8 protein-coding genes and 3 pseudogenes are annotated in these 11,094 nt (G+C 35.7%); 5 read left to right on the top strand and 6 right to left on the bottom strand.

What is annotated here, in order from left to right; translation table 11 throughout:
* Together AB1284_RS24870 and AB1284_RS24865 are read right to left on the bottom strand one after the other, a co-directional pair.
* The coding region (locus AB1284_RS24870; RefSeq protein WP_429761882.1) for a PTS transporter subunit IIBC at window positions 1-1,636 on the bottom strand (1,636 nt) is incomplete at its 3' end.
* A gap of 189 nt (window positions 1,637-1,825) precedes the next feature.
* Window positions 1,826-3,488: pseudogene (locus tag AB1284_RS24865) on the bottom strand (glycoside hydrolase family 13 protein).
* A 356-nt stretch (window positions 3,489-3,844) separates the two neighbouring features.
* Between AB1284_RS24865 and AB1284_RS24860 the strand changes: the two are divergent.
* Together AB1284_RS24860 and AB1284_RS24855 are read left to right on the top strand one after the other, a co-directional pair.
* Window positions 3,845-4,594 (top strand): hypothetical protein, encoded by a 750-nt coding sequence (locus AB1284_RS24860; RefSeq protein WP_429761881.1) that lies wholly within the window; start codon window positions 3,845-3,847, stop codon window positions 4,592-4,594.
* Window positions 4,595-4,912: 318 nt separating this feature from the next.
* Window positions 4,913-5,569: a hypothetical protein gene (locus AB1284_RS24855; RefSeq protein WP_429761880.1), complete on the top strand. Its 657-nt coding sequence runs from the start codon at window positions 4,913-4,915 to the stop codon at window positions 5,567-5,569.
* Here the strand turns inward: AB1284_RS24855 and AB1284_RS24850 are convergent.
* From AB1284_RS24850 to AB1284_RS24840, 3 genes and pseudogenes are all read right to left on the bottom strand, one after another.
* Window positions 5,566-5,808, bottom strand: a pseudogene (locus tag AB1284_RS24850) (lipoprotein BA_5634 family protein); the annotation flags it as partial. The gene AB1284_RS24855 and the pseudogene AB1284_RS24850 overlap by 4 nt on opposite strands.
* Window positions 5,809-5,862: 54 nt before the next feature.
* The gene (locus AB1284_RS24845) at window positions 5,863-6,789 is read right to left on the bottom strand and encodes a methyl-accepting chemotaxis protein (protein ID WP_429761864.1); all 927 of its coding nucleotides are present in this window, start codon (window positions 6,787-6,789) and stop codon (window positions 5,863-5,865) included.
* A 15-nt stretch (window positions 6,790-6,804) separates the two neighbouring features.
* Window positions 6,805-6,990, bottom strand: a pseudogene (locus AB1284_RS24840) (HAMP domain-containing protein); the annotation flags it as partial.
* Between the two features lie 507 nt (window positions 6,991-7,497).
* On the opposite strand from AB1284_RS24840, the gene AB1284_RS24835 reads away from it, so the two are divergent.
* The 3 genes from AB1284_RS24835 to AB1284_RS24825 all read left to right on the top strand — a co-directional run bounded on the left by AB1284_RS24835 (window position 7,498) and on the right by AB1284_RS24825 (window position 9,802).
* A complete protein-coding gene (locus AB1284_RS24835; protein WP_429752592.1) occupies window positions 7,498-8,220 on the top strand; it encodes an amino acid ABC transporter ATP-binding protein in 723 nt (240 codons plus the stop codon).
* A 17-nt stretch (window positions 8,221-8,237) separates the two neighbouring features.
* The gene (locus AB1284_RS24830) at window positions 8,238-9,023 is read left to right on the top strand and encodes an ABC transporter substrate-binding protein (protein ID WP_429752594.1); all 786 of its coding nucleotides are present in this window, start codon (window positions 8,238-8,240) and stop codon (window positions 9,021-9,023) included.
* Between the two features lie 92 nt (window positions 9,024-9,115).
* Entirely contained in the window at window positions 9,116-9,802 is a 687-nt protein-coding gene (locus AB1284_RS24825; protein ID WP_429752596.1) for an amino acid ABC transporter permease, read from the top strand.
* 77 nt (window positions 9,803-9,879) lie between these two features.
* On the opposite strand, the gene AB1284_RS24820 is transcribed toward AB1284_RS24825, so the two are convergent.
* Window positions 9,880-10,959, bottom strand: a complete 1,080-nt coding sequence (locus tag AB1284_RS24820; RefSeq protein WP_429752598.1) for a fatty acid desaturase family protein — start codon at window positions 10,957-10,959, stop codon at window positions 9,880-9,882.
* Window positions 10,960-11,094 lie beyond the last annotated feature (135 nt).

Below are 11,094 nucleotides of genomic sequence, written 5' to 3'. Positions count from 1 at the left end.
CACCTAAAATATCTTGAATGTCTGACTTTAATACATCAGCTTTCGGACCGTAAACAGCTTGTACCCCTTTATCTTTTACAATTAATCCAAGTGCCCCATTTTTCTTCCAATTCGATTCTGGTGCAACGATATCTAAATCTTTTACTGTTACGCGTAAACGCGTCATACAGGCATCTACATCGGCAATGTTATCTTTCCCGCCTAATAGCTCGATAACCGCTGTTGCTAATGAACCTTCTTTTACATTTGCTGCTACTTCTTCAGCCCCATCTTCATTATCAATGTAGTTACCCGCACGTCCTGGTGTTGGTAAATTGAACTTTTTAATTAAGAAGTTGAAGATTGTAAAGTTTAATCCAAAGAATATAGCTGATACAACAACAAAGTTGATAAGATCTCTTGTTAATCCTGCCTTAACGATCATTGGTGTACGAGTTAATAATTCAATAAAACCAAACGCATGGATGCGTAAATGAATAACATCTGCTAATGCGAATGCTACACCAGTTATAACTGCATAAACAACATATAGTACTGGTGCGACAAACATAAACATAAATTCAATCGGCTCTGTAACCCCAGTTAAAAATACTGCTAATGCTGCTGAGAAAAACATTGGTTTATATTTATGACGTTTCTCTGCATCTACATTGCGGTACATCGCAAATGCGATACCAATTAATGATGCAGTTGAACCGATAACTTGTCCTACTTTGAAACGTGCTGGAACAACATTATTTAATAAATCATGATACGCTGTCATATCACCCTTATTTATTAAGTTATTTAAGTCTGTAATCCACGCAAGCCATAATGGATCTTGTCCTGCTACAACTTGTCCTGCCTTGGCACCTGTTAAGATTGTGTACGAGCCGCCAAGCGCTGTATAGTTCATTGGAATCGTTAACATATGATGCAAGCCAAATGGTAATAATAAACGTTCAAGTGTCCCATATACAAATGGTGCAACAATTGGTGCACTATCCTTTGAAGCTGCAATCCAACGTCCAAATTCGTTTAATCCACTTTGGATGAATGGCCATACGAACGATAAAATAATAGCAGTGATTGTAGAACCAACGATTACTACGAATGGTACGAAGCGTTTTCCGTTAAAAAACGCTAATGCTTGTGGTAATTTATTATAGTTATAATATTTATTGTATAACGTAGCTCCTAAGAAACCTGAAATAATCCCTACAAATACTCCCATGTTAAGTGCTGGTGCACCAAGAACAGAAGTAAAGTAATCTTTTACCAGTAAATCTCCCGCTAATAAGGAAGAGACTTTCGCTTTTGAATCCGCTAACATTATAGCGTTTACACCAAAAATCGCTCCTGTAATTCGGTTTGTTAATATGAATGCTAGCAATGCTGCAAATGCACCGCCTGCACGATCCTTTGCCCAAGATCCCCCAATTGCTACAGCGAATAAAATATGTAAGTTTACAATAATTGCCCAACCGATATCTTCCATAACTCTAGCAATCGTTTGTACTGCAGCTACATCACCAGCAGACATACCGATTAGCTTACCAATGGAAATCATTAAACCAGCAGCTGGCATAACCGCAACTACTACTAATAAAGCTTTTCCAAACTTTTGCCAAAAATCGAAAGATGCAAGCTTCTTCATCCTTTGTTCCTCCTTTTTCTAAATTACAATCCCTCATGTATAAATAATAATTGCTTATCCCCTTACGAAAACATTTTTTACGCAATCGTTTTCATAAATTCATTTTAATAAAAGCGTTTCATATTGCAATAATAATTTTATAAAAATTTGTCTTTTTTATAAAAAAAAGATGCTTATATAGCATCTTTTTTAATAAGTATAATAAACTCTTGTTTCATATGGCTTTAAAGTTATTGTTGTAATTGCATCATGCTCTTCTACTTCATAGTTATTTAAAAGCAAACGATTGCATTCTAGCTTATATGCAGCCTCATCATATACAGCTTCACTCTCTGATAAATTGCTGATTACAACAACTTTTTCATCACTTAACGTACGTGTATACGCATAAATTTGTGGATCATCTTCTAAAAGTAAGTCGTACGTTCCATAAGTAAACACTTCATGCTCTTTTTTCAATGCAATCATCTTTTTATAGAAATTTAAAATGGAATTTGAATCTGTTTGCTGCACATCTACATTAATTTCTTTATAATTTGGATTCATCCCAAACCAAGGCGTACCTGTTGTAAAACCGGCATTTTCCATACTGCTCCATTGCATTGGTGTACGTGAGTTATCACGGCAAGATGCCCAAATAATCTCCATAATTTCTTGATGAGGTGTCCCCTCTTCAATCTTTTGACGATATAAGTTCTTAATCGCCACATCGTCATAATCTTCAATACGCGGGAACTGAACATTCGTCATTCCAATTTCTTGACCTTGATAAATGAACGGTGTGCCTTGCATAAAGAAATACATTGCCCCTAAAGCTGTTGCACTTTCGCGCCAATATTGTTTATCATCACCCCAAGTAGAGACAATACGAGGTTTATCATGATTTTCCATATAGAGCGCATTCCATCCTTTATTTTCTAAACCTTTTTGCCACTTCGTTAAAACTTTTTTAAGCCCTACAACATCAAGTTCTTTTTTCTTTTCTGCATCCCATAAGCTTAAATGCTCAATTGGAATACCATATTAAACTTCCCTTGCTCTTCTCCAACCCAAAGCTCAGCATCTTCAATTTTCACACCATTTGCCTCGCCGACAGTCATAATATCATAATTGGCAAATGTTCTTGCTTTTAACTCTTCTAAAAGCGGCTGAATACCATCAACATTCATATGTTTATCAAAAGAAGGTACATACTTGAGCCCTTTTGGATTCGGCATGTCTTTAAACCCTTCTTCTTTTTTAATATGACTAATCGCATCAACACGGAAGCCATCAATTCCTTTATCAAGCCACCAATTCACTGTGTCATATAACACCGCACGTACTTCTTCGTTTTGCAGTTTAAATCTGGTTGCTTACGTGAGAACAGATGTAAGTAATATTGATCAGTTGCTTCATCATACTCCCAAGCAGATCCATTAAAAATACTTTCCCAGTTATTCGGTTCTTTTCCATTTTTTCCGTCGTGCCAAATATACCAATCACGCTTTGGATTATCCTTGGAAGAACGCGATTCAATAAACCACGGATGCTCATCACTTGTATGATTAATAACTAAATCAATAATAATCTTCATATCACGTTTATGCACTTCTGCTAATAGTTCATCAAAATCAGCCATCGTACCAAATTCGTCCATAATATCTTGATAATCACTAATATCATAGCCGTTATCATCGTTTGGTGATTTATACATTGGACAAATCCAAATTACATCTATACCAAGTTCTTTTAAATAATCTAGTTTTGAAATAATACCTTGCAGATCTCCAATACCATCGCCATTTGAATCCATAAAGCTGCGCGGATAAATTTGATAAGCTACCGCTTCTTTCCACCACGTTTTATTCATAATTTCTTCTCTCCTTTTGCACAAGTTGATGCAAACGTTTTCGTAAAGATATCATAACAAAATATGTGAAATTTGTAACGGGTTTTTTATCGTATATTACCACTTTTACTCATTTAATATGTTTACTGTTCCCTTTCTGATACATAAATGTCTATACTTTTTATCTCGCTATTCGCTGGCAGCCCCCCTCCTCAAGATAGAGAGAAAAATGAAAAAGATCGGGAGAACAATTTCTGGCATATACCAAATTGGACGAAATTCCCATACAGTTCATTTTAAAAATCCATTGCTTACATATAGCAAATCCATTATCTTTAAAAAGTCTATTGTAATATTTAAAGTAATAGGGAGGATTTATGTTAACATCTTTAAAAATTAAAAAGTTATGCACCGCTATGCATAACCAAATTTTTGATATTCGTTATAAAGCAATGATAGAGCTACACGACATAACAGAAAACAAAATACCCATTCCAGTACTTATAGATCTCGTTTATGCTGCAAGTAAACAATATCCTAATCCCATAGATGAACAAGATGATCCAAGTTTTTGTATCCTTTCTTTCGTCAATCGATACCCAAACGAAACAATCATTGAACCAATATTAGAGTGTTTTTCCGATTTTTCATCACGAGCAAAGGAAGTTGCTCTTGAAACATTAGTAAAAATTGATGAATATAAAGGAATTCCTGCATTTTTGAAATTAGTTAGTATATGTGAGGATGAACAAGTAACCATTCCTTTCTGGTTATTGGAAGAATTAGATGACATTGCTCATCACATTTTCCCTCAACTTTTAAAGGAAATTGATGAAGGAGAAAAAGGGGTTCATATTCTGGCTTTATTATTACAACTGTTACTTCATAAAAAATACATATTAACACCATCCGATCAAGCAATGTTACAACATATTTTGCCATCAAAAGCACAGTCAGTATACAAAGATTATCAATCATTTGAGAAAGAATACTATATAGACAAAGTATATCAGCAATGGAATGAGATGTATCTCCCAATTCGTTCTGAGTTAAGCATATACTGCGGCATTATGGGATTTTTATGTGATACATACACAAGGGAGCTTCTCGAAAATTTCCTATCCTAAAAGATGATTGGATCGCATGTAGTGCTCTTATCGCATTAACAAGAAAAGGAATCGAGCAAGAATTGGATTTATATGAAACATATGCAAAATTATCTGAGACTCGGAGTTTTCTATTTTTACAGTTACAACTTCTAGAACGAGAAGACTTGTTCCCATTACAATATAAAACACAAGAACAACTGGTATTAGGACAAATCGAAGAAATGTTGTTAGAAGGAACCTTCAAACATTTGCCTAGTACACATACAATTTGGAAAGAATGCGAGCAACAAGATGAAAATGGCATCGATTGGATATATTATGTAACAAAGTTTACAAGTGAACAAATGCCCTGGAAAGAAAAAAGGAGAACTTACTACCGTTGCTCGTGTGCAAAAACAAAACTTAACAAGAGAATTAACAATAGAAATAGAAGCATTCACCGGATACGAAGAAGCTCATAAATATTCTGTTAAAGAGCATATAGAACGCGCAATTGAATTTGGCAGCAATGATGATGAAATTGCAATAATCAATGAAGAAATGATTTATCAATTTACACCTTCATTTGATTATCTCCGTCTCATTAGCTCTATTATACTAGCAGGATTTTCTATCTTTTATTTTAAAGACAAGAACCTAGTAGAAATCATGTTGATTGCCGCACTAGCTACCGCTTTAGTTTGGATTATTCAAAAAAACTATCGCGAAGTAAAAGCAACATTTGTTCATTTAAAACACGGTTACATTGAATATCAAACAATATATGATGCATGGAAAATCCGCACAAGTGAAATTGCTGCGATTACTTTTGAAAAAAGAAAATTCCGTAAAGGGGAACGCTTAGAGAAGCTCGCTTTTACTACAGACTATATAGTCTTTTATGATAAAAACCAACAAGAGCTTTTAGCAATTCCTTTATACCTATTGAATGAAGAACTGCTTTTCAATTGGATAGAACATGTCGTCCCACACGCAGCTGTTACAATTGATTAAAGAACAAATAAAGTGACACTTTCATCCGTGCAAAGTAATATAAAATAAGGTAGCGCATGAGCGCTACCTTGTTTTGGTAAACCTTTTGCTGGATTCTTATCAAACTTCAATACACCTACAGATTTTTCTTCACCATTAATTTTTGTATACGCTGCATCATCTATAATGGCAAACATATCAGCATATGAGCGGTCATCACCAATAATAATATTTCCTTCATACTTTAATTTACGACCGTCATAACACCTTTCGTTTACAACAAAATAAAAAGGAAGAACGATCATCGTTCTTCCCTATACCATAAACTGTGCAATTGTCTTCTTTAATTCCGCTGCCCGCTTCTCTAAATCTTTTGATAGCCGATCAATGAATATCATATTTTCAGATTGCTTCATTGTTACGCGAGCAACTTCCTGTGCTCCTGCAGAAGTTTCTTCAGCAATTGCTGCTACTTCCTTCGTTTGTATACCCGTTTCATGAATATAATTCATCTGTTCATTCATATAACTACTAATTTTTTGAATCGCATCCACTACTTCCATAATGCTTGCTGTCATTTCTTTTAAAATAACTTCTGTTGCTTCGCCGCGTTCTGCCTCTTCTTTCGCTACTTTCACTTGCTCTTTCATTTGTAGAGAAACATGGTTCACTTCGTTTTGCATATCATGCAATAACTTTGAAATATTTTGTGCTGAACTTGCACTTTCATCTGCTAATTTTCGTACTTCTTCAGCAACAACTGCAAACCCTCTTCCATGTTCTCCGGCACGCGCTGCCTCAATTGATGCGTTTAAGGCTAACAAATTCGTTTGGCTAGCAATTTCACTCACTAATAAGACAATATGCCCTACTTGCTTCGTGTGATCTTCTAGCTTTTGTACACTTTTCATCGACTGTTCATTTTCTCTTGCTAACATTTGAATCCCTTCAATAAGTGACACAAAAACACGTGTACTTTGCCCAAGCGCCTGCACCATTTGCGAAGATAATTGATCTGATTGTTTTGCTTTTTCTTCTACTTCACTTGCAATAGAAATTGTGGCATCAACAGTAGAAACAATCGTTTGAATAGAAGCAGCTGATTGCTCAGCTCCTACGGAAATTTCGGTGAGTGTTTCCGATACTCCTTGTGCTTGTTTCGTCGCCTCTCCTGTTTGCTCTCGAATTTGCTGTACTTGATTGTGTGTGTATGCAAACGTTGTATCAATATTTTTCACCATTGTCCGTAAATTTCCAAGCATCGCATTAAAAGCAACACTTAAAGAACGGATCTCATCATCTGCTTTTGGAAGAGAAACATCTTCACGAATATCTCCATTCGCCGCTTTATGGGCAGCTTCTTCCAGCTTTCGAAGTGGTTTAATAAGAAAATCTGCTGCAAAATATGCTAAAATCCCTGACCAAATAACCCCTAATATCATCACAATAATATTGTACATAGTTTGATTTATGTATTCATGAACATAATCATATACAACATAAATAAACACCAAACTTGTTGAATACGTAATAAGCGCTAAAATCGTCGTAAACAACACTAGCTGTATACGCAATCCAAAGGAAAAAGGCTTCTTTTCTTTCTCCATCCTAAGCTTCCCCCTATCTAAATGATATAAGTATCTTCTATATGTTATTATCTATATTTTTCATATAAAAAGATATATAGATTCATAAAATAAATAATTAAATTTTAAAATAAATAATTACACCTCTATTCCTTTCTATCAATGATCCTATATAACACACCTAAATATTGCTGTTTACAGATTTTATATACGACAATTTATCCCGCTATTCGCGGGCAATAAGATCCCCCACTTTATAATCCCTTTAAATTTTTAACAAAAAATAAAGGAATATGACAATTTATGACTAATTACCAAAAACAAGGTATTTTTATACACCTGAATTTCATTGGAGGGGGATGCATGATACAAGTTCAAAATCTAACAAAATCTTTTGGTTCCTTAAACGTGCTCAAAAACGTCAATTTACACGTGCAAGAAAAAGAAGTTGTTGTCTTAATTGGTGCAAGCGGTTCAGGGAAAAGTACATTATTGCGCTGTTTAAATTTCTTAGAGATGTATGATGATGGAGAAATTTCGATACAGGGAGAAAAAATCCATCCAAAACATACAAATCTAAACAAAGTCCGCGAAGATGTCGGCATGGTTTTTCAACATTTTAATTTATTTCCTCATATGACCTCACTAGAAAACATCATTGAAGCTCCTATTCACGTCAAGAAGTTAGACAAAACAAAAGCAACAAGCATTGCCTACGAATTGTTAGGAAAAGTCGGATTGCAAGATAAGGCTAACGTAATGCCCGATCTTTTATCAGGTGGCCAAAAACAACGAGTCGCTATCGCAAGAGCACTCGCAATGAATCCGAAGATTATGTTATTTGACGAACCTACCTCAGCTCTCGATCCTGAACTCGTCGGAGAAGTACTACAAGTTATGAAAGACCTCGCAAAAGAAGGTATGACAATGATTATCGTCACGCATGAAATGGGATTTGCCCGTGATGTAGCTGACCGCATCATTTTTATGGATGACGGACAAATCGTAGAAGATGCACCTCCAGAACAGTTTTTCACCGCTCCGTCAAATCAGCGTGCGAAGCAATTTTTACGAAACATTATATAAACATTGGAGGGGTTTTTATGAAACGAAAGATGTTTAAAGTAATAGCAGCGATTACATTATGTGCTTCTTTAGTATTAAGTGCCTGTAGTAAAGAAAGCAGCACTACATCAACAGACGGAAAGAAAGAATTTCGCTATGCAATGAGCGGTTTATATAAACCATTTAACTATAAAGAAAATGGCAAGCTTGTCGGCTTTGATGTCGAAATTGGTGAGGCACTTGCTAAAAAAATGAATATGAAGGCTGTTCCTGTAACAAATCCTTGGGAAACACTCATACAAGGTCTGCAAGCAAAAAAATATGATGTAATTTTAGGAAGTATGGCTATCACAGAAGATCGTCTCAAAGCGGTTAATTTTACGAATCCATATTATCGCTCTGGGGCACAAATTTTCGTTTCAAAAACTAACACATCAATCTCCTCTGCTGAAGATTTAAAGGGGAAAAAAGTAGGTGTCGTAAAAGCAAGTACATTCAAAACACTTGTTGCCAAGCAGACAAATCAAATTACAGAATACGATAGCGACATTACCGCTCTTATGGATTTAGAACCAGGGCGAGTTGATGCTGTTGTCACAGATCAAATGGTCGGTCTTCGTATGATGAAAGAGGGAAAATCAAATATAAAAGATGCTGGTAAACCATTATCTCTTGATGAAATGGCCATTGCTGTTCGCAAAGATGATAAAGAATTAATGCAAAAATTAAATAAAGCATTAGATGGAATCATTCAAGATGGTACATATGAGAAAATTAGTAAAAAGTGGTTTGGTCGTAACATTCTAGGCGAGAAAGCAAAATAAATTTTTATACATGAGTAGTGCCCCGCACCTTTCCTTAGGGCATTGCTATCATATTCATAAAATTAAAATCAACTCATATAGAGGTGATACTAATGATCGATATTTTCATATCTACATATCCAACGTTCCTAAAAGCAATTGTTCTGACATTACAATTAACAATAACCTCCTTATTGCTTGGATGCCTAATTGGATTGTTATTTGCTTTTTTTCGTATTTCCAATAGTAAACTCTTAAATGGAATTGCACATGTATACATTGCCATTATTCGTGGTATACCGTTAGTTGTACAAATTATGATTCTCTATTTTGGAATTACATCTGTTATTGTGTTATCACCTTTTTGGGCTGGCGCTATTGCCCTCGCTATTCATAACGGCGCCTATATTACCGAAATTTTCAGGGGTTCCATTCAGTCTGTAGACCGAGGTCAACTCGAAGCAGCTCGCTCTTTAGGAATGACATACCCATTAGCAATGCGACGTATTATTTTGCCTCAAGCATTTCGTTTGTCTATTCCGCCTCTAGGCAATCAGTTCATTATCGGCTTAAAAGACTCTTCACTCGTTGCCTATGTAGGAATGTCCGAGCTATGGGGATCCGGGCTTTCTGAAGCTGCTGCCAACTTTCAGCAACTTGAAACATATATTGTCGTCAGCATCTATTACCTTGTGCTGGTTCTTCTATTTACATACCTCGTTCATCTTCTTGAGAAACGATTAGCACGAAAAAATATGAATCATACACAACCCGCTAAGCAAAAAGAAATCCCTATGTAAAAAGCACGAACTCTTCATGAGTTCGTGCTTTTATCTTTATTATATAAAAATCACTGATTCTAATACCGAAATATATTTTAGCCGTTTTTTACATTTTTTACTTCTTCTATACTTTCCTCGCGATATTCAATATTCGCAGGATCTAATCCATTCCCTAAGGAACCGTATAGATGAGCTTTATGCGGATCAATTAACTCGCTACCTTGGTGGTACACACGCGGTGTATTCCAAAGCGCAGCTAAAGCTTTCCCCATCGGCATTTCATGATAGCGCTCTGGCCACATTTCTTTAATTTTCTCTTTTACTAATGGATAGTATTTTGAGCTCATACCTGGGAACAAGTGATGCTCTGTATGATATGAGAAATTAAAATGTAACACGTCTACCCAGCGCGGCACTGTTACTGATAAACAGTTGGCAAGCGGATCGTTTACAGGAACAATCGGATTCAAACGGTGATTTGTTGCGATATATCCCATTACAATAGCGTTTGCAATTAATAATGGAATAACGTAAGCAAAAAACCATTTTAAAGGTCCCATAATAAAAAATAAACTAATCCAAACTGTCCATGGTAAAAGAAGCTGAAGCCATACAGATTTTTGAGTTGATGGCTTAAATTCCTTGATAAAAAGGAAAAACATACGAGACGAATGCATCGTAAATTGAAATGTTAACGATAGAAAGCTAAAGAAAGAACGAACGTGCAACGGAAGGCGATATACCCAGCGTAAAAATTTGCTTTTCTTAAACTTATCCATCGTTGGCCACGCATCCGGATCATGCTCCTCATGCTGTGTATGCACATGGTGAGTCAAATTGTGCCACTTTCTCCACAACTTTGGTCCAGTTGACAGCGGCAAGAACGCAATTGCTCCAAGAAAATCTCGTAGCCACGCTTTTCTTACTACTGTACCATGCAAAATTTCATGTCCTAGAAATCCCATAGATGCAAAACATAATCCTAAAACGATTGCAATTCCAAGATTAGCCCACACGTTCAAATCTAATAAACCAATTGTCAAAAATCCCGCTATCGTAATAAGTAAATAGGCTAGTCCACCAAACAAACGAGTTGGGACTGGTTTAAATGCCTTCTTTGGCAAATGCGGTGATACACGTGCTGCATACCATCCAAACGTATGAAGATCCTTCATTCTTTTACCCCCTTTGCATGCCGCGCTTACGCACCTTACATACATCGATTGTCGTTTCCAGATTGATAATACTATTATTATAAAATTTTCTTTCTCAAAGAAAATTATGTTCACTCATTCTTACAATTATTATTC

Origin of the sequence: Bacillus sp. S2(2024) (genome assembly GCF_050474045.1) — a bacterium.
GTDB classification, from domain to species: domain Bacteria; phylum Bacillota; class Bacilli; order Bacillales; family Bacillaceae_G; genus Bacillus_A; species Bacillus_A yunxiaonensis.
This window is presented reverse-complemented; position numbering and strand designations above follow the sequence as displayed.